The sequence below is a fragment of the Bifidobacterium choerinum genome (assembly GCF_000741135.1).
GTDB lineage: Bacteria > Actinomycetota > Actinomycetes > Actinomycetales > Bifidobacteriaceae > Bifidobacterium > Bifidobacterium choerinum.
The window spans coordinates 119860-139530 of the sequence record NZ_JGYU01000002.1 but is presented as its reverse complement, the minus strand read 5'-3'; the positions used below and the strand labels follow the sequence as shown (position 1 = coordinate 139530).

At 62.5% G+C, this 19671-nt stretch carries 14 protein-coding genes and 1 pseudogene; 8 read left to right on the top strand and 7 right to left on the bottom strand.

All coding sequences use genetic code 11. The features are described 5' to 3' along the window. Positions 1-320: 320 nt before the first annotated feature. Complete coding sequence (locus BCHO_RS01610) at positions 321-728, top strand: sterol carrier family protein (protein ID WP_024540348.1); 408 nt, start codon at positions 321-323, stop codon at positions 726-728. Between the two features lie 153 nt (positions 729-881). Here BCHO_RS01610 and BCHO_RS01605 read toward each other — a convergent pair whose 3' ends face one another. Beyond that, positions 882-1277: a DUF3073 domain-containing protein gene (locus BCHO_RS01605; RefSeq protein ID WP_024540349.1), complete on the bottom strand. Its 396-nt coding sequence runs from the start codon at positions 1275-1277 to the stop codon at positions 882-884. 143 nt (positions 1278-1420) lie between these two features. On the opposite strand from BCHO_RS01605, the gene trpS reads away from it, so the two are divergent. Then, positions 1421-2524 (top strand): tryptophan--tRNA ligase, encoded by a 1104-nt coding sequence (gene trpS, locus BCHO_RS01600; RefSeq protein ID WP_024540350.1) that lies wholly within the window; start codon positions 1421-1423, stop codon positions 2522-2524. 125 nt (positions 2525-2649) lie between these two features. Here trpS and BCHO_RS01595 read toward each other — a convergent pair whose 3' ends face one another. Continuing rightward, positions 2650-4581, bottom strand: coding sequence for a threonine/serine exporter family protein (locus BCHO_RS01595; protein WP_029675270.1), 1932 nt, complete (start codon positions 4579-4581; stop codon positions 2650-2652). A 416-nt stretch (positions 4582-4997) separates the two neighbouring features. On the opposite strand from BCHO_RS01595, the gene BCHO_RS01590 reads away from it, so the two are divergent. The 3 genes from BCHO_RS01590 to BCHO_RS01580 all read left to right on the top strand — a co-directional run bounded on the left by BCHO_RS01590 (position 4998) and on the right by BCHO_RS01580 (position 9054). Next, positions 4998-5426 carry a hypothetical protein gene (locus BCHO_RS01590; protein ID WP_024540352.1) on the top strand — a complete coding sequence of 143 codons (429 nt, stop codon included), beginning with the start codon at positions 4998-5000 and terminating at the stop codon, positions 5424-5426. Positions 5427-5575: 149 nt separating this feature from the next. Further along, complete coding sequence (locus tag BCHO_RS01585) at positions 5576-8329, top strand: phosphoenolpyruvate carboxylase (RefSeq protein ID WP_024540353.1); 2754 nt, start codon at positions 5576-5578, stop codon at positions 8327-8329. Between the two features lie 377 nt (positions 8330-8706). Next, a complete protein-coding gene (locus tag BCHO_RS01580) occupies positions 8707-9054 on the top strand; it encodes a hypothetical protein (RefSeq protein ID WP_024540354.1) in 348 nt (115 codons plus the stop codon). Positions 9055-9084: 30 nt separating this feature from the next. Here the strand turns inward: BCHO_RS01580 and BCHO_RS01575 are convergent, their stop codons facing one another. From BCHO_RS01575 to BCHO_RS01565, 3 genes and pseudogenes are all read right to left on the bottom strand, one after another. Next, positions 9085-10086, bottom strand: coding sequence for a LacI family DNA-binding transcriptional regulator (locus tag BCHO_RS01575; RefSeq protein ID WP_024540355.1), 1002 nt, complete (start codon positions 10084-10086; stop codon positions 9085-9087). Positions 10087-10235: 149 nt separating this feature from the next. Continuing rightward, a pseudogene (locus BCHO_RS01570) lies at positions 10236-12331 on the bottom strand (beta-galactosidase). 36 nt (positions 12332-12367) lie between these two features. Continuing rightward, on the bottom strand, positions 12368-13834 hold the full coding sequence (locus BCHO_RS01565) for a glycoside-pentoside-hexuronide (GPH):cation symporter (protein WP_024540357.1): 1467 nt from the start codon (positions 13832-13834) through the stop codon (positions 12368-12370). Positions 13835-14313: 479 nt separating this feature from the next. Here BCHO_RS01565 and BCHO_RS01560 point away from each other — a divergent pair, with 479 nt between their 5' ends. After that, a complete protein-coding gene (locus BCHO_RS01560) occupies positions 14314-14997 on the top strand; it encodes a carbonic anhydrase (protein ID WP_024540358.1) in 684 nt (227 codons plus the stop codon). Between the two features lie 203 nt (positions 14998-15200). Here BCHO_RS01560 and BCHO_RS01555 read toward each other — a convergent pair whose 3' ends face one another. Next, a complete protein-coding gene (locus tag BCHO_RS01555) occupies positions 15201-16124 on the bottom strand; it encodes a DUF559 domain-containing protein (protein ID WP_024540359.1) in 924 nt (307 codons plus the stop codon). A gap of 379 nt (positions 16125-16503) precedes the next feature. Between BCHO_RS01555 and BCHO_RS01550 the strand changes: the two genes are divergently transcribed. Further along, positions 16504-17844 (top strand): hemolysin family protein, encoded by a 1341-nt coding sequence (locus tag BCHO_RS01550; RefSeq protein WP_024540360.1) that lies wholly within the window; start codon positions 16504-16506, stop codon positions 17842-17844. Between the two features lie 85 nt (positions 17845-17929). Beyond that, complete coding sequence (locus tag BCHO_RS01545; RefSeq protein WP_024540361.1) at positions 17930-18412, top strand: Dps family protein; 483 nt, start codon at positions 17930-17932, stop codon at positions 18410-18412. Positions 18413-18773: 361 nt separating this feature from the next. Here BCHO_RS01545 and BCHO_RS01540 read toward each other — a convergent pair whose 3' ends face one another. Next, positions 18774-19667, bottom strand: coding sequence for an aldo/keto reductase (locus BCHO_RS01540; RefSeq protein WP_237743009.1), 894 nt, complete (start codon positions 19665-19667; stop codon positions 18774-18776). Positions 19668-19671: the final 4 nt, after the last annotated feature.

Sequence of the window (19671 nt, the reverse complement as noted above, 5' to 3'; positions counted from 1 at the left end):
CCTGTCCTGCCGGAAATCCGCGATACAAGCTCTTCTGTCCGTTTTTGCATACGTTCTCAAACAGCAAATCATAGCATAACGTCGACTTCACCAAAGGTTACGACTGCAATCACACGCTTTTTGTACCGCAATCTCCACATTGCGCAAGCGCTTCAGATGGGGCCAGCAGCCGTCATAGCCGCCTGCGCGTCCGCCGCCCGCGCGCACGCCCCGCGTGTCGTTCAGTCCGATTTCAGTAACGCCGCCGCGACCTGCACCCGCAGCGATCGGCGATACCTATATATACTGACTTATCGCAACGTGCGCGCACAATACGAAGCATGGCTGCTATCCATAAGAAGGACATCCCCGCCGGCATGGACGCCTACGACGCCTGGTGCGACGCCGCGCATGCGCTCGTCGGCACCGAAGCGGCGACCGACATCGCCCCCGCGCTGCCACGCCCGACGATGGCGCTCGCCGTCCGCTATTCGCTGCATATGCTCGAGCTGAAGGCGCCGGGCCCGGGCGTCGAGGTGCGCGTCGCGCCGTGGGGCGCCGTGAAGATCCTCGATGGCCCCGCCTCGGATCCGCATAATCTGACGCCGCCGGACGTCATCGAACTCGAACCGGCCGTCTGGCTGCGCGTCGCCAGCGGCATCACCAGCTGGGACGAGGAACGCGAGGCCGGCCATATCAGCGCGGTCGGCGAACGCGACGACCTGTCGGCGATCCTCCCGCTCGGCTAATCCGCACATCCGGCCATCGCGGCGGAACGCACGCCCCTACCCCCACCGCCGAATACAGATGTGCGGGTGTGCGTGAACCTCCAGGGTCCACGCACACCCGCACATCCTGCGATATGTCTCGATTCGTCCGTTCAACGGACCGGCACTGGACTCCTACTGCTGCTGCGCGGAGTCCGCATGCTTCGCATGATCGGCGTGCTTGAAGGCACCCGGCACTGGCATCGGAATAGGCTTGTGCGGCTTGGACACTGGCGTCACCGGCATCTCTCCGCTTGTGGCCTTCGCGGCGGCCTCGGCCGCCCATTGCGCATAGTCATCAAGGTCGTCCTCGGATGCAGCGGACACGACGGTCTCCTCATCCTCGAACTCGTCAACATCCGCGTCTTGGGCGTACTTCGCCTCCACATCGGCAAACGGATCGAATGAACCGGAACCTGGTTCCCGCGCCCCCAGCTCCTTCGCAAGCTCGTCATAATCCGTGTCAGTGGTCAGGTACTTGAGCTTCCTAGCTATCTTCTGCTGCTTGGCTTTTTGACGTCCGCGGCCCATCTGACCCCCTGGATTAACTGTTTGCTATCAATTCATCACATAAGAGAGTACCACTTCTCCGCCCCTCTTTTGTTGTCTGCTCAGATTTCTACGATGAAAACCACCGAAAACCAACGATTCGAACGGCACAAGGATTACTACGTATGGCTGAAGAACAAGAGGCGCGCCTGACTGCGGCCGGCAATGAGATGAGCGCGAGTTTCCTCGCTGCGAGAAAGCGTTCCGAGGAAACGCTCAAGAAGCTCGAGGAGCATCCGGACAAGTTCACGATGCTCACCGGCGACCGTCCGACCGGACGCCTGCACCTCGGCCACTTCTTCGGCTCGATCAAGGAACGCGTTGCGATGCAGAACCGCGGCGTCAACACGAACATCATCATCGCCGACTATCAGGTGATCACCGACCGTGACACGACCGAGCACATCGACGACAACGTGCTCAACCTCGTCCTCGACTACATGGCCGCCGGCATCGACCCGGAGAAGACGATGATCTTCACGCATTCGGCGATCCCGGCCGAGAACCAGCTGATGCTGCCGTTCCTGTCCCTCGTCACCGAGGCCGAGCTGCACCGCAACCCGACCGTGAAGTCGGAGATGGAATCCTCCGGCCATGCGCTCACCGGCCTGCTGCTCACCTACCCGGTGCATCAGGCCTGCGACATCCTGTTCTGCAAGGCGAACGTCGTGCCGATCGGCAAGGACAACCTGCCGCACGTCGAGATCACGCGCACAATCGCCCGCCGCTTCAACGAACGCTACGCGAAGAAGCACCCGATCTTCCCGGAGCCGGCCGCGATCCTGTCCGACGCCCCGGAGATCCCCGGCCTCGACGGCCGCAAGATGAGCAAGTCCTACGGCAACTCGATCATGCTCGGCGCGACCGCCGAGGAGACGGCGAAGCTCATCAAGAAGAGCCCGACCGATTCCGAACGCATGATCACCTTCGACCCGGAGCACCGCCCGCAGGTCTCGGCGCTGCTGACGACCGCCGGCCTCGTCACCGGCCGCGACCCGCAGGAGATCGCCGAGGAGATCGGCAACGCCGGCGCCGGCGCGCTCAAGCAGTACGTGACCGAATCGGTCAACGAGTTCCTCGCGCCGCACCGCGAGCGCCGCGCCGAACTCGCGCAGGACATGGACACGATCCGCGACATCCTGCATGAGGGCAACCGCCGTGCGAACGCGATCGCCAACGAGACACTCGACGAGGTCCGCGAGGCGATGGGCATGCGCTACGACCGCTGACGCGGCGACCTCCTGTCATGCGCGCGTGCATCGCACGCACGTCAACATACGACGACGGCGGGGCGGCACTTGGGAATCCCAAGTGCCGCCCCGCCGTCGTATGCCATATGTGCGGCCGTTCGCCGTCACATGTCGTACCTCCAGGATTTGTCGGTGATGACGCGCGCCATCGCCAGACCGATCGGCAGGCAGATGATGACCATGAACGCGCGGAACGCCCAGTCGAGCGCGAGCAGCGTCTCGAACTGTCCCAGATGGAACATCGCCTGATACATATACAGTCCCGGCACCATGATGACGATCGACGGCACCGTCAGGCAGATGCGCGGATAGCCCAGATGCGGCGGCAGCAGCCGGTGGCGCACCGCCGAACGCCACGCCGATGCGAGCAGACCGGCGAGCATCGCACCGAGGAACGCGCCGGCCTCCGGCGGCAGCCCGTAATCGACGAATTCCAGACGCAGCGTGTCGGTGATCGCGCCGATCGTCGCCGCCACCAGACACATGCGCTGCGGTGAATTGAACATCATCGAGAATCCCCACACGCCGATGAACGCGAACAATGCGCGCAGGCAGCAGTTCACCCACGGCGCGAGATCGGGCGATTCGAAGCCCTGTGGGTTGAGATGGACGAGCGAAGCGACCATCCATCCGGCGAGCGTCGCCATCAGGATGATGCACACGACATACATCACGCGCTGCACGCCCGACGGGAAATCGATCTTCGCCATGTCGAGACCGCCGGTGATCAGCGGGAATCCGGGGATGACGAACAGCATCGCGCCGATGTACGCCGTGTCATGCTGCAACGCCACCGGATTGAACAGACCGATCAGACGCAGCGTGCCGACGCACGCGAAGGCCGCCACGGCCACGCAGACGAAGGTCACGAAGAACTGATTGAGATGATGCGCGAACAGCCGCCGTCGCAGCCACTGGCCGAGGCCGGCGCCGACGAACGCGCCGATCATGTCGTACGGCGCGCCGCCGAGCAGGAACACGAAGGACGCGCACGCACACGCCGACGCGAGTCCCGACAGCGCCGGCGAATACAGCGGCTTGCGACGCTCGATCATATCGAGCCGCTTATGCACGTCGCGCACCGTGATCTCATGCTTCTTGCGTGCGACGGCACGTTCGCCGACATGGTCGAAATGCTCGGCGTACCCGTTCTTCGGCGGGCGCTGCGAACGCTCACGCCATGCGCGTGTGCGCTCGCCGGCGACCGCGCGCAGCCGTGTGCGCGGCTTGCGCGGCATCGCCAGCTGTTCGGCGCTGCCTCGCGCGTCGTCGCCGTGGCCGTCGGCCGCGACGAGCGCGTCGATGACGGTCTCGTTGATCTCCGGCTGCGTGTCATCCGCCGATTGCATATCATCCGTCGACAGCACAGCGTTCGTCGACTGCGCATTGTCCGTCGATTGCGTGGCAACGTCAGTCGACGCATCCGCAATCGTCGCCGCCGCGTCGACGGCGCTGCCGGCGAGCGCGGCCTCGTCGTCCTCAACAGCCTCGTCGGAGGCGGCCGCGCGTTCGGCGACGCGTGCCTGATGCCGTTCCTCGCGCAACTGTTTCGCCATGTCCGCGGAAACCTGCGAGGCGTCCCGCATGTCGAGATGCTGCATGAGACCCGCGGAGACCTTCGTCTCGCGGTGGTACATCGAGCCGGTGCCGAGATTGACGCTGAACCAGTCGGCGAAATGCTCGAGCAGCCAGATGCGCTCGGTGTTGATGCCGGTCGTCGGCAGGTTGACGACTTCGGTGATGCGCCCGGAGCCGTCGGTGCACGCCGCCTCGATGTCGGTGAGGTTGACGTCGGCGCGCACATGCACACCGAGCGGATACGCGATGCGGTGCATCATCTCGCGCACACGGAAACTACCGGTGCCGGCGCCAAGGTCGAGCATGCCGACGCGCACGATGACGCTCGCCTTCGCGGCGATGCCGGCCTCCTGGATCGGCTTGTCCCAATCGCGCTCGATGTCCTCCATGTCGAGCGGGATCGAATGGGAATGGTATCTCCCGGCGGCCGTGGCGCCGCTCTTTACTTCTTCCTGCATACCTCCAATGTAGAACATGCAAGTCATTTCACCGATGCAGCCTCTTGGCTGACCATATCTGCAAAGCAACGCAATCAGTCATTTTTTCGAATCATCACCCAAAACATTAGACGCTCCTGCGAAGAAGAGTGACACGTTTGAAAATTGAAGTATTTGCCTCAAATAATGAGATAAAATTAAATCTTGACATCATCGCTATATACACTCAGTAAGGGAAGGGAGATATTATGAAAAATAAAAATCTATCTATAACCGCCATAGTTGCAAGCATCATCCTAACATTCCCCCAATCAGCTTTCGCAGCACAACATAAACCAGAATCCAATTGACGCAATCACTACAGTACGCACATAACAACGGTCACGACAACATGACCCGACACGGGCTCCGATATGGCAATATAGGAGGTACGACTGATGCGCAGGCTCCACCTATCACAGCATAGATGGCGACAAATCCGCACGTACATCTACAGATTCGTCGCCATCTACATCGCCGCGCTCGCCGTATTCTACATCCTTCTCTCGCACGCACAATCAACCTATGCTTCATACGAAATATATTGGGAAGAAGCTGCAGGGATCGCAACCGACGTAGCCGATTCGAAACCATTGCAGCGCGCCATTGATGTCATCGGCACGAGGCCCTCACCGGAAGGTTGCGCAGACAAGCCCTCCACCAAGAACGTCACCCCATGGGCCGTCCTCGATACGTGGATGCAGCTCCGCAAGAGCACCAATACCATGAAGCAATGCGCCATCAATCAGCTGGAATGGGCTCACGTCGTCATTGATACGGAATCGCGCATGACATCTCACATCATGACCGAAACCAACGGCATGTAACGCAACTGTCGATTCCCCGCGCCTACAATGGGCGTGCAACCGAAGAGAACTCAAGGCTGTGGGCTCGCAACGTCCGATCAACACAACCGCGGAGGAGCCGCGGATGGCCGGAAGACCGAGCAACCTGATGTTCTTAGAAGGAGGTCAATGTGACTGATAACGAACAGATCACGCCTGCGGACGCGGCCATCGTCACGTCCGGCACGGGGACGAAAACCCCCGAAGAGCGTGAGCTGCCCCCCACGCTGCATGAGGACATGGATCTGTGTCTCAAAATCCTGCGCGGCGTGCTTTCCGAATATGACGAATCGCTGCTCAACACCTTCGACACCGTGCGCCAGTACGCCGTCGACGCGAGCGCGGAACGTTTCTCCGGCGTGCTCACCGACACTCACCCCGAGCGCGACGATCTGGAGATGGCCGTCAAGACGATCGACGCGATGAACCTGCACGACGCGCAGCTGCTTGCGCGCGCGTTCACCACGTACTTCCATCTCGCGAATCTGTGCGAGGAGAACTACCGCGTCTCCGTCCTGCACGAGCGTGAGGCGAAGGTGGACGACTCCCTGGCGATCGATCCGGTCAACGAGATGACGAAGGCCTACCACCAGCTGATCGCCGAGATGGGCCCCGCGAAGGCGAAGGAGCTGCTCAACCGTCTTGAGTTCCATCCGGTCTTCACCGCGCATCCGACCGAAGCGCGCCGCAAGGCCGTGGAAGGCAAGATCCGCCGCGTCGCCGACCAGCTCGCCGCGTACCACATGCTGGGCGGATCGGACAAGAAGGAATGCTACCGCCGTCTCTACAACGAGATCGACGCATTGTTCCGCACTTCGCCGATCGCACTCAAGAAGCCGACGCCGGTCGAGGAAGCCGACACGATCCTGGACATCTTCGACAACACGCTGTTCCACACGATCCCGATGGTCTACCGTCGTTTCGACGACTGGGTCCTCGGCGACAAGGCCGGCACCGTCGAACCGGCGTGCCCCGCGTTCTTCCATCCGGGCAGCTGGATCGGCTCCGACCGTGACGGCAACCCGAACGTCACCGCGAAGGTGAGCCGTCAGGTGGCGCGCAAGTTCTCCGACCATGTGCTCGCCGCCCTCGAGGAGGCGACGCGCAACGTCGGCCGCAATCTGACGATGGAAGCGGAGACGACGCCGCCGAGCGACGAACTGCATACGCTGTGGAACCAGCAGAAGGAGATCAGCGAGCGGCTCACGAGCAAGGCATCGCTCATCTCGACGAAGGAGCTGCACCGCGCCGTCATGCTCGTCATGGCCGATCGTCTGCACTATACGATCAAGCGCGACACCGACCTGATGTACCACAGCGCCGACGATTTCCTCGCCGATCTGCGCGTCGTGCAGCGTTCGCTCGCCGAAGCCGGCGACAAGCGCGCCGCCTACGGCCCGCTGCAGGATCTCATCTGGCAGACCGAGACCTTCGGCTTCCATATGGTCGAGATGGAGTTCCGTCAGCATTCGGTCGTGCATGCCCGCGCGCTCGACGACATCCGCGAACACGGCCTGCATGGCGAGCGCGGTGAACTGCAGCCGATGACGGTCGAGGTGCTCGACACCTTCCGCGCACTCGGCGCGATCCAGAAGCGCAACGGCGTCAAGGCCGCGCGTCGCTACATCATCTCGTTCACGAAGAGCGCGAAGAACGTGCGTGATGTCTACGAGCTCAATCGTCTCGCCTTCTCGAACCCGGAGGATGCGCCGGTCATCGACGTCATCCCGCTGTTCGAGCAGCTTGAGGATCTCGAGAATTCGGTGAGCGTGCTCGACGAAATGATCAAGATCCCCGAAGTGCAGGCACGTCTCAAGCAGACCGGCCGCAAGCTCGAGGTCATGCTCGGCTATTCCGATTCGTCGAAGGACGCCGGTCCGACCACCGCGACGCTCGCGCTGCACGCAGCGCAGGAGCGCATCGCCACGTGGGCCGAGGCGAACGACATCGACCTGACGCTGTTCCATGGCCGCGGCGGCGCCGTCGGCCGCGGCGGCGGCCCTGCGAACCGCGCCGTGCTCGCGCAGCCGAAGGGTTCGGTCAAGTGCCGCTTCAAGCTCACCGAGCAGGGTGAGGTCATCTTCGCCCGCTACGGCAATCCGGTGCTCGCGATCCGTCACGTTGAATCCGTGGCCGCCGCGACACTGCTGCAGTCCGCTCCGAGCGTCGAGAAGACGAACACGGAGATGACCGAGAAGTTCGCCCCGATGGCCGACGAGCTCAACAAGGTTTCACATGAAACCTACCTTGATCTGCTCAACACGCCGGACTTCGCGCCGTGGTTCTCCACGGTCACGCCGCTCACCGAGGTCGGCCTGCTGCCGATCGGCTCGCGTCCGGCGAAGCGTGGCCTGGGTGCGAAGTCGCTCGACGATCTGCGTACGATCCCGTGGATCTTCTCGTGGGCGCAGGCGCGCATCAACCTCGCCGCATGGTACGGCCTGGGCTCGGCGTGCGAAGCCTTCGGCGATCTCGACACGATGCGCAAGGCGTATCAGGAGTGGCCGCTGTTCTCGACCTTCATCGACAACATCGAGATGTCGCTCGCAAAGACCGACGAACGCATCGCGAAGATGTATCTCGCACTCGGCGACCGCGACGATCTGCGAGACAAGGTCCTGCACGAGATGGAGCTTACGCGCCGCTGGGTGCTGCGCATCGTCGGCGATGAATGGCCGCTGCAGCATCGCCATGTGCTCGGCCAGGCGATCCGCATCCGCTCGCCGTATGTGGACGCGCTGTCGGTCACCCAGGTGCTCGCGCTGCGTTCGCTGCGTAAGAAGGTGGACAAGGAAGAGCTCTCGAAGAGCCAGCAGGCAGGGTTCATCTACCTGATCCTGTGCACCGTTTCGGGTGTCGCCGCCGGCCTCCAGAACACCGGCTGATACCAGGAATCCAACTTCCGCAATAGGGGAGGGCCGTGGCCTCGGTAATAATCCGAGCCCACGGCCCTCCCCTATTGTGCGCGATGACTCGTTCCAGTGAAGGCCTCATCCGGATCACAAGCGCAGAGCGCAGATTGAGCACGAGCGAGAATCGGCCCGCATGGCGATTGCCTTTTGGAATGAATGCGACTGCACCACCGAAACGACGTCGTAAATGATAGAAAGTATCATTTACACACGCAGATGGCATGCAGTGCGGAGTCCGTCGGATGTGCATCATCTCCGTTACACCGGGGGCGAAGAGAGACAACGGGGATGGCGGGGACACTTAGGATGTCGGTGAACACATGGAATGCATCAGGAAAGGAAGCATCATCATGGCGGAAACGACCGCAGACATGACCCGCACCGGCGAAGCGCTGTACCAGTGGTATCAGGTGCTGTTCGAGAACAAGACGATCGCCGACTTTCAGGACAATCTCGACGCGCTGCGTGGCCTAAGCGAAATGAAGGACACCGACGACAACCGCGACGAGCTGATCGTCGCCGCGTCGCGCATCGGACTGCCGGAGGTCATCGAGCAGGTGCTCGTCGAATGGGTGAACGCTGACCGCGTCAAGGCCGACCGTTTCCCGGCCGACAAGGGCTTTTTCGCCGCCGACACCCGCGAACTGATGCGCACCGACCTCAACGTCTTCGTGGCCGGCAACGATCTCGCCGACTGATGAATCTCGCGGCGACCGCCGTCGTAGCGGTCATCGTGCCGCGGGGATGAAACTCCCCCGCGGCACGAGCGTGGCCGAAATCAGCAGATGATGACGACAGGAGCGATTGCGCGCAATCGCGTCTTTGAGCGTCTCCAACGCCGCATACACGAGCTCATGCTGATCGATATCGAAAGTGCTCAGCGGCGGCGCCGTATACTGCGCGATCGGCAGATTGTTCACGCTGATGACGGCGATGTCATCCGGCACCTTCACCCCTGCGCTCGCGAAGGCCTGCAGCACGCCGACGGCCATCGGGTCGGTCGCCACGATGATGGCGTCCGGCCGGTCGCCTTCGGGATGTTCCTCCAGCATACGTTCGGCCGATGCCCGTCCGTTGTCCACGGTGACGGGCCCATGGGCGTAGACGAGATCGCGATTGTCGAGCCCCAGTCGCTCGCTCCAATCGACGAACGCCATCGAGCGGATGTCCTCCTTATGGTTGTGCAGCCCCATGATCAACCCGCGGCCGCCGATGAACCCGATGCGTCTGCGCCCCGCATCGATGAAGGCGTCCAACGCGTCCAGCATGCATTGGCTCAGATCAGGCTGGACCGAATCGAACCAGGCCGGAGCCGGATTCGTGTCCATGAACACCCCGTACGGCAGCGATTCATGCAGCCGCTCCAGATCCTCGCGTTCGATCAGCCCCGGACCGATCGCGAGGAAGCCGTCATAATCATCGGCGCCGGCGATGAGCTCCGCCGCGTCCTCGAAGTAGGTGAGCGTCATCCCCTGCTCGTGCGCCACCTGTTCCACTTCCTGACGCAGCGCTTGGAAATACTCGTCTTCGAGTCCCTCCACCTGCGGATGCACGTCAAGCACGGCGATGGTGCGCATCGGCACATTGGCGAATCCCAGCTGGGCAGCCGCCCGCATGATGCGACGCCGGGTCTCCGGCTTGATCTTGAACGAGGCGTCCCCGTTGAGCACACGGGACACCGTGGCCTGCGACACCCCCGCCAATGCGGCGATCTCCTTGCGTGTCGCCATCGTCACCTCACTCCGCTCGGCATGCATGATTAGTAAACTACTTTACCAATCATAGCGCCTCATGGCGCGCGGGGCATGGTGACCGTGGGCGTGTGCGAACCGTGACATCGCACCCGCCCACGGTCACCATGCCGGCGTCCGCGCGCCGATCAGCGGCGGATCACGATCGCGCCGTTGGGCTGCAGCACCGCCGTGGCTCCGTTCGATTCCGCACGGTACATGACCGCCGTTTCGCCATGCGGCACTGCGACGGTGACCGCCTCACGCCTGCGGTTGAACACGAATTCGTATGCCCTGCCGTCCGACTGCGCGCGGGTCACGCGCAGCACGTCGCCGTCGGCCGCCGCGGCATCCGGGAACATGCCCATCGCGGCGAAGAGCTGCGGCAGGCTCGCCACGATGCCGTCCTTGCCGAGCCGGCCGCCCACATAGCCCGTCATGCCGTCGCCATACGGATGGACGGTGATGGCGGGGCGCCCGTTCATGCCGGTCATGTCCTCGGCCTCGAAGGTCGCAAGCACCCGTGTATCGGGCGCGACCGACGTGATGACATCGGCGAGGCCATGCACGACGGCGCCATTGCTGACATCCAGATGGTCGAGCGCGCCGGCGAAGCGGTCACCCAGCGGGCAATGCTCCTCGATGCGCACGCCGGCCACATCGCCGATGAGTCCGGGCCATCCTCCCAGGAACAAACGATCGTGCTCGTCGGCGATCGCACTGTAATAGGTCACGATCGCCTTGCCGCCCCGCGCCACGAAGTCGCGCAGACGCGCGGCGGTGGCATCGTCGAACAGATAGACGCACGGGATGACGACGACGTCATGCGTATCCCAATCGCCATGCACCGGCGTCACGTCGGCGCGGATGCCGTATTCCACGAACGCGCCGAACCAGTCCAGCGGCTCGGTCCACCCCTGCACCGCCTGGTTCGGCACCGTCGTGTGCTCGGCGGCCCATACCGATTCGACGTCGTAGACGATGGCGACCGGCGAATCGGTCACCTTCGATCCGGTGACGTCCGCCAGATCGTGCAGATAGGAGCCCAGCTCGCATACATCGCGGTAGATCTGCGAATCCTCGCCTGCGACCGGCAGCATCGCCGAATGGAACTTCTCGGCCCCGGCGCGCGATTGCCGCCACTGGAAGTAACAGATCGCGTCCGCGCCCATCGCCAGATGGAGCAGCGAATCACGCACGAGCGCGCCCGGTTCCTTGCGCGGATTGAGCCCGCGCCAGTTGACGGCGGACGTGGACTGCTCCATCAGGAACCACGGTTCCTTGCGCGCGATGCCGTCCACATGCGACGACGAATACGCCATCTCGTCAAGATGCCATGAGCCCGGCGTGAAGTAATGGTCGTTCGAGACGAAATCGACTTCGCGGCCCCAATCGTCATAGTCCATCGTGCTCTCCGACGAGTTGACCATGAAGTTCGTCGTGATCGGGATGTTCGGCGTGATCGAAGCCAATACGTCGCGCTCGGCGCAGAAGAACTCCTTGAGCGCGTCCGAGCTGAAGCGCTTGTAGTCGAGCAGACGTCCCGGATTCGTGAAGTTGCCTTCGCCGATGTAGCGCGGCGGCAGGATCTCGTCGAACCCGTTGAGGCGCTGCGACCAGAAGTTCGCGCCCCATGCCTCGTTGACGGCGTCGATCGTGCCGTACTTCGCGCGGCACCAATCCTGGAATGCGCGCATCGCGTCGTCCGAATAGTCGAAGCGGTTATGGCAGCCGTACTCGTTGCTCACATGCCAGGAGACGATGGCGGGGTTGTCGCGGTAATGGTCGGCCATCCGCCGGCACAGACGCAGCGCATACTCGCGGAACACCGGGCTCGTCGGACGCCAGTGCTGGCGGGCGCCGGGCCAGACGACGTCGCCGCGCTCGTCGCGAGGCAGCACTTCGGGATGCTTGGCGGTCAGCCACATCGGCGGCGAGGCCGTGCCCGATGCCAAATCGACGGCGATGCCGGCCGCATAGAGCTTCGCGATGATGCGATCGAGCCAGTCGAAGGTGAAGACGCCGTCCTCGGGCTCGATGTTGGCCCACGAGAAGATCGCCAGCGAGACGATGTTGACGCCGGCCTGCGTCATCAGACGCACATCCTCGTCCCAGTATTCCTCCGCCACTGGTCGGGGTTGTAGTCGGCGCCGTACCAGATCCGCGCATCGTTGCCGGGCAGTGGCTGCGGCCAACGATGGACGCGGCGCGGCTTGGTGGCGATCGGGCTTTCGCATGCGGTCATGATTGTTCCTTTCTGATCGGTATCGGATATCGGATGTCAGGCGTTGACGTCGCTGCTCTCGGCGAGTTCGGCCTCGAGCTGCTCGACGATCTCCTCATGCTTCTTCTCGTCGATGCGGACGGTGAGCAGGAAGACGAGCAGGCTGAGCACGATGCCGGCGGACGGGATGATGTACGCCCAGGTCGTGAAGGTATGGATGTTCGAGGAGGTCATATCCGAGGCGGACACGGTGCCGACCATGCCGGCGGCGACGGCCACGAAGCCGACGATGCCGTTGGAGCAGGCGCCCGCGATCTTATCGAGCATCGGACGCACGCTCAACGTGACCGCCTCGTTGCGGCGGCCGGTCTTGAGCTGGCCATATTCGATGGAATCGGTCATTGTCAGGATCGCGGTCATCTGGATGGTCTGCTGCGGCAGATAGAACAGGCACAGCGCGACGAGCACGACCGCAAGGTTACGTGGCGCCATGATGAACATCGCATACGCGGCGATCATCAGCGCCATGCCGGCGGCATACAGCCAGCGGCGGGGAATGCGCCGGTTCAGGACCGGGTACAGCGGCGTCGTGACGAGACCGGTGACGACCGGGATGACGCCGGCGATCGCGAAGCGCTCGGGGGTGCCGAGCACATAGGTGAACTGGTAGAACAGCACGCCGGTCGTGGCGACGTTGGCGACGGCGTACAGCAGGTAGCTCAGCGCGGTCCACAGCAGCTGGTCGTTGCGCCCGATGGCCTTGAACGCGTCCAGCGGACCGCAATGCTCCTCCTTCGTACGCAGGTTGCTCGAGCTTTCGCGGGTGCCGAACGCGACGGACCAGGCGGTGAGCAGCCCGAGCACGGCGATGATGACGGCGAAGGCCGTCCATCCGGACTGCCCCTGCGCGTACTCGCCGGTGAAACGGTAGGTGAAGTAGCTGACGATCGGAATGACGATGACGGTGACGCCGTTGTAGCCAATCGAGCCGGTCAGCGAGCCGAGCGACGTGTACACCGCGCGCTCATGCGAGTCGCTGGACAGCGCCGGGATCATGCCCCAATAGGAGATGTCACGCGCCGAATAGAAGATGTCGAGCGCGACGAAGGTGATGATGAACAGCGTGATGAACCATGTGGTGTTCACGTTGACGAGTCCGAACAGACCACTGAAGATGACGACGAGCAGCACGGACGGCACAATGCCGCCGATGAACTGCCATACACGGAAACGGCCCCACTTCGTGCGCGTGTTGTCGACGATGTTGCCGATGATCGGGTCGAGGAAGATCTCCGCGATGCGGATGACGACGACCAACGACGTGATCAGCGCGATCATGCGGGCCGCGACGTCCTTGTCCACGCGCACGAACAGCGCGGTCGTGACGTAGGTCATGAAGAAGGTGCTCATCGCGTTGTAGAACGCGGACTGGCCGAGGTTGCCGAAGGCGAAGCAGATCTTCTGACGCCGCGCGCGCCGGCGCTGCGCCTGCTCCTGCGGACCGGTTCCGATTGCGCTCTGCATGGCATGCTCCTTGATGGACGTTGATGACATTACCGGCGGCTGCGGTGCCGTCTCGCTGGATGTACTCGTCATGTCGTTCTCTCCATTGCGATATCGACGTTATGTCTGGCGTGAACCATGGCGTCATTCCTGATGTCATGCCCGACGCCGTGCTCTGCGGTTGTCGCGATCGGTACTGCGCTGCACCGGTCATGTCACATACTCTACCATTTACCGACTTTACTAAACAAATTTAGGCGTGTCGGAAAATCATTACCTTGATGACGCAAAACCGTAACCACCCGGCTTTGCGGGGCACGAGCCACGCCGCCCAAGGCAGCCCCGCGTCCGGCCGCTCGTCGACGCCCGCATCGCAACGCCTTGAGCCACGCCCATACGGCGGCGCGCAGGCGCCGATTGCGCACGGTGAACAATCCGCTGATGACAAAGACCCTATGATTTACCGTAACGCACGAACCGCGACGACCAGAGGAGACACGATGACCGAGCACACCGAAGAGACGACCGCGAACAGCACATGGAGCCGCATGCTCGCCGGCAACCGCCGATTCGCGGAAGGCAACGCCACACACCCGTGGCAGGACAAGGAGACGCGCGAATCGCTCATTGACGCGCAGAATCCGGATGCGGCCGTGCTCAGCTGCTCGGATTCGCGCGTGCCGCCGGAGATCATCTTCGACGCGGGACTGGGCGACATGTTCACGGTGCGCACGGCCGGGCAGATCATCGACGACGCCGTGCTGCAGTCGCTTGAACACGCCGTCGGCACGATGCATGTGAGCCTGCTCGTCGTGCTTGGCCATCAGCATTGCGCGGCCGTCGAGCAGGGCGTCAAGGAGCTCGACGCGCTCGTGAAGAAGCTCTCCAAGGAGGACGAGCACGAGTCGCCGGCGGTGCGCGAACAGCTGATGGAGGACCTTGACGAGGTCATCCTCTCCTCCGATTCGCAGCTCCTCAAGAACGTCGGCCTGTCCGTCTGGCAGGCCCAGATGGCGGGGCTCGATTCGACCGAGGATTATGAGCAGGTGAACATCGCGCGCACAATCGAGCATCTGGTGACGCATTCGGAGATCATCCGAGAGGCGCTCGCCCATGAACGGCTGATGATCGTCGGCGCCCGCTATCGTCTGGACTCCGGCCTGGTCGAAGTGCTCAGCTTCTGAGCGCGACGATTGGCCGGCGGTCGGCCGACGGTCGCCGGTCAATCAGCCGTATCTGCGATTTTGGGGTGGGCATCCTCTGAGACTCCTTCTCTAATAGCCCCTAAACCTACCATATACGAACAAAAGCGATAGGAATGACGCGTTTAGAGGCGTAGTCCCAGAGAATACCCACCCCAAAATCGCAGATAGCGCCCGGAGACTACTCAAAGCCAGCGTTTCCAAGCGGCTTCTGAAGCACGACGGCCATCGGTGAGCTGTTCCACCGTCAATGGAGCACGGACACGGATCTTGTGTCCCAAGCGGATGCCGATGTGCTGCGCGACGCGCATCGCAAGCGCATGACGGTCACCTTCGGTGCGCATATCGACGGCGGTGACCTGAATGACATCCCAGCCTAGCTCGTCAAGGATTCGCCGGCGCTCCACATCCGCTTCCCATTGATCGGCATGGAACCGGCCATCGTATTCGATGGCGATCTTCAGTTCCGGATAGGCCATGTCCAAATGCAGCATCCGTCCGGTAATTGGATGCACCACGGGATGGTTCACGTCCGGGACGCCGAGACCATATTGATCGAGCGTGACACGCACGCGGCTCTCCATCGAGGAATCGGTATCCTCGCGAATCAGCTTCAGAGCCTTGCAGCATGCCCGGAATCCTTTGACCTTGATTCCTTTGCATCGTTCCCGCAACTGGTCGAGGTACTGCTCGAATCCCATGGCCGATGTGCGTTTGAGTGCAGCGTCGCGCCGCATCATGCTGTCACCCAGCACGACCACTTCCAGCATGCTCAGCATCGGCGCCATCATCACCCATGTGCATTCGGGCGCGGTGCAGCACACCGCATCCGCCACCACCTGTGTTTGGATCGGCCCGCTCCATTGCACATCATGGATGCCGGCAAGCGTATGATGCGCATTCTGCCCCGCGACCACGCGCTCCGGGCGCATATCCTCACCGCCTCCCGAACGACGCATCAAACGGGGCGGCTCGACTTCCAACAATCCCAACGCCGTCATCCGGCAGAACACCGGAGAATGCTGGAGCTTCGATTGCGCCTCGACGCATATGCGCAGCATTTCGTCGCGAGCCTCGCGCAATCGCTTGGCCTGATTCGATTCGCTCATACCGGTCACTCAAGCATGCCGGCCGACTCGATGCCACCAGCGGCAATAAATCTGTGGAAATGTGGATAACCAAACTGTTTCCCACACTGTTCCACAATCGTTGCATGAACGTTGCGCCCCTCATTCTCGCTCCTCAGGAACAGTTACCGAACAGCAAGCCCAGTGGCCGTCGCAACACTTCCAAGCGACTAGGCGTATCTGCGATTTTGGGGTGGGTCATCCGTGAGACACCGCCGCGAACAGCATCCAAACCCACCATATGCGAACAAAAGCGATAAGGATGGAACACCAAAGGGCGCAGTCTCACGGATGACCCACCCCAAAATCGCAGATAGGCTCTGGGCGGCCGATTGCCCTGCCAATGCCTTACGCTTGAGACATGTCTTTAGGTTTGAACATTCTGCTCATCTTCGTCTTCCTGCTGCTCGGATCCGTCTTCGCCGGCACTGAGCTCGCGCTCGTCTCGCTGCGCGGTTCGCAGATCGACCAGATGGAACAGGAAGATGCGCGCGGCGCCCGCGTCGCGAAGATCGCGCGCGACCCGAACACGTTCCTTTCCACCGTGCAGATCGGCGTGACGCTTTCCGGCTTCCTGTCCGCGTCCTTCGGCGAATCGTCGATCTCCCCGTTCATCGTGCCGGTCGTGGAAAGCTGGGGCGTCCCGGCCAAGGTCGCCGCCCCGCTCACGACGATCGTGCTCACGCTCATCATCTCCTACTGCTCGATTGTCATCTCCGAAATGGTGCCGAAGCGCATCGCGATGCAGCGCAACGAGCAAATCGCCCGCGCCGTCGTCCCGGCAATCTCGGTGTTCGCGACGATCTGCAAGCCGATCATCTGGCTCATCGGCAAGAATACGAACGGCATCGTCCGCCTGCTCGGCTTCGATCCGAACGAAACCGAATCCGAGGTCTCCGACGAGGAGCTGCGCGTCCTCGTCAGCTCGAACTCGAATCTGACGAAGGATGAACGCACGATTCTCGACGACGTCTTCGACGCGTCCGAGAAGATCGTCGCCGAGGTCATGCGCCCGCGCGCCGATGTCGCGTTCCTCAACGCCGACATGCCGCTCGCCGAGGCCGCCGCCTTCGTCCGCGACATGCCGTATTCCCGCTACCCCGTCTCCGGCAAGGACTTCGACGACATCCTCGGCTTCGTCCATGTGCGCGACCTGCTCGACGTGCAGAATCCCGACGGCATGACCGTTGCCGACGTGACGCGCGAGGGCATCGCGTTGCCGGGCACGTCGAAGCTGCTGCCGAGCCTGGCGCTGCTGCGGCAGCGTGGCATCCACCTGGCCACCGTCATCGACGAGTACGGCGGCACCGACGGCATCGTCACACTCGAGGATATGACCGAGGAACTCGTTGGCGACATCCGCGACGAGTACGACCTGCCTGAAGACCACACGAAGAACGATGGCAACGGAACCGTGTTCGTCAACGGCGTCGCCACCGTAGACGGCAGCATGACGATCGAGGACTTCGCCGACCTGACTGGCATCGAATTGAGCGACGGCCCATACGAGACGGTCGCCGGATACTTCCTTGCGCATACCGGCAAGATGGGCGAGGTCGGCGACACCTACACCTCCGATGACGGCGGCTACACGATGACCGTCACGAAGGTCGACGGCCGCAGGATCGAAACGATCGAAGTGCGCAAGCAGGACGATCATGAAGCCAGCGCATCAAAAGGGGATGAGGAGAATAAGAGTTAGGCTAACAGCTCACACTCAGCCAACATACGGCAATGGCACGTAAGCTCGAGGCAGAACATCCGCCAACATACCGAAAGGAACAACCATGGCACTGTCATTCATCATCCCGGGCCTCGACGAAGCCTCCTCGGAGAAGATCATCGGCATCCTGCAGGAGCGTCTGAGCCAGGAGCAGGAGGCCGCGCTCGTGCTCAAGCATGCGCATTGGAACGTCGCCGGCCCGAACTTCATCGCCGTCCACGAGATGCTCGACCCGCAGGTCGACGAAGTGCTCGCGATGGCCGACGAGACGGCGGAACGCATCGCCGCGCTCGGCGGTTCGCCCTCCGGTCGCCCCGACGACATCGTGCGCTACCGCACCTGGGACAAGTTCGAACTCGAAGGCCGCCAGAACACGCTCGACTATCTGCGTGCGCTCGACAAGTACTACGACTCGTTCATCAAGGCCGACCGCACCGCCGTCGCCGAACTCGACGACCTCGACTTCGTGAGCAGCAACATCATGCAGGACCACGTGCAGAAGCTCGAGCAGTTCCAGTGGTTCATGCGCTCGTTCCTCGTCGACTGATCCGCCGGTTCGGCCGACGACGACGCGATGTTTCACGTGGAACAGTGATCATGGAACATCGAGATAGACGCCACCGGTGAATGGGTGCGGCCCGGACATCTTCCCACGAAGATGTCCGGGCCGCACCCATTCACACTGACCTCAGACCGGCCGAACCGTTCGAACGCGACGCGTCCGAACGGTTCGGCTGTTCAATCACAGCTCAGCGGAAGGTCGGCGCCGCCCATTCGGTGCCGGGTTCGCCGATGCCGAGGCTTTCGCGATGGTAATCCTGCTTGCCGGTCAGCAGCTCGGCGGCGAACTTCGCGACCGCTTCGCGGGTGATCTGCGCGTCCTTGAACGGTTCGTGTGGGCGCTTCGCTCACGAACGCAGCGCGCGCAGGCTCTGGCCGAAGATGGTCACTATGGCCGTCGGATCGCGATGGTCGAAGAACCGGCTCTCATGCTTGTCGAGGCTGGCCATCGTCGCCATATCCTCCTCACTGAGCTCGAAGTCGAAGACATCGAAGTTCTCCTCCATGCGCTCCTTGTGCACCGACTTCGGGATCGCGACGATGCCACGCTGCAGCAGCCAGCGCAGGATCACCTGACCGTTCGACTTGCCGTACTTCGCGCCGATCTGCGCGATCGTCGGGTCAGTGAAGATGTGATACTTGCCCTCCGCGAACGGCGCCCAGACCTCAACCTGCACGTCCTGCTCCTGAGCGACGCGCACCTCATCCTGCTCCTGATACCACGGGGAGACCTCGATCTGGTTGACGGCAGGCTTCACGTTGCTCATCAGTTCAAGGTTGATCAGCTGGTCCGGCGCGAAGTTGGAGACGCCGATCGAGCGGATCTTGCCGACCTGCTGCGCCTCCTCGAGCGCACGCCACGCGCCGGCGACGTCGCCATAGGGCTGATGCAGCAGATACAGGTCGAGATAGTCGAGGCCGAGTTTGCGCAGCGAATCGTCGATGCCCTGCTTCGCCTTCTCATAGGTGAAGTGGTCGACCCACAGCTTGGACGTCACGAAGATGTCCTCGCACGCCACCGGGCTCTTCGCAATCGCCGCGCCGACCGCCTCCTCGTTCATATACGCGGCCGCCGTGTCAATCAGCCGGTAGCCGGTCGCGAGCGCATCGGAAACAGCCTGCTCGCACACCGCGAGGTCCGGCACCTGGAACACGCCGAAGCCGCGTCCGACGCCTTCACGGCCGGCCATCGCCACCCGTCCGCCGACTCCTCCACACCCGACCCACTGACGATCCGCCATGATC

Bases quoted from the DNA above. Each gene is read 5' to 3' on its own strand.
- BCHO_RS01580 (WP_024540354.1), top strand. From the start codon at position 8,707: ATGGCGGAAACGACCGCAGACATGACCCGCACCGGCGAAGCGCTGTAC.
- BCHO_RS01595 (WP_029675270.1), bottom strand. From the start codon at position 4,581: ATGCAGGAAGAAGTAAAGAGCGGCGCCACGGCCGCCGGGAGATACCAT.
- BCHO_RS01575 (WP_024540355.1), bottom strand. From the start codon at position 10,086: ATGGCGACACGCAAGGAGATCGCCGCATTGGCGGGGGTGTCGCAGGCC.
- trpS (WP_024540350.1), top strand. From the start codon at position 1,421: ATGGCTGAAGAACAAGAGGCGCGCCTGACTGCGGCCGGCAATGAGATG.
- BCHO_RS01610 (WP_024540348.1), top strand. From the start codon at position 321: ATGGCTGCTATCCATAAGAAGGACATCCCCGCCGGCATGGACGCCTAC.
- BCHO_RS01560 (WP_024540358.1), top strand. From the start codon at position 14,314: ATGACCGAGCACACCGAAGAGACGACCGCGAACAGCACATGGAGCCGC.
- BCHO_RS01555 (WP_024540359.1), bottom strand. From the start codon at position 16,124: ATGAGCGAATCGAATCAGGCCAAGCGATTGCGCGAGGCTCGCGACGAA.
- BCHO_RS01605 (WP_024540349.1), bottom strand. From the start codon at position 1,277: ATGGGCCGCGGACGTCAAAAAGCCAAGCAGCAGAAGATAGCTAGGAAG.
- BCHO_RS01540 (WP_237743009.1), bottom strand. From the start codon at position 19,667: ATGGCGGATCGTCAGTGGGTCGGGTGTGGAGGAGTCGGCGGACGGGTG.
- BCHO_RS01590 (WP_024540352.1), top strand. From the start codon at position 4,998: ATGCGCAGGCTCCACCTATCACAGCATAGATGGCGACAAATCCGCACG.
- BCHO_RS01550 (WP_024540360.1), top strand. From the start codon at position 16,504: ATGTCTTTAGGTTTGAACATTCTGCTCATCTTCGTCTTCCTGCTGCTC.
- BCHO_RS01565 (WP_024540357.1), bottom strand. From the start codon at position 13,834: ATGCAGAGCGCAATCGGAACCGGTCCGCAGGAGCAGGCGCAGCGCCGG.
- BCHO_RS01545 (WP_024540361.1), top strand. From the start codon at position 17,930: ATGGCACTGTCATTCATCATCCCGGGCCTCGACGAAGCCTCCTCGGAG.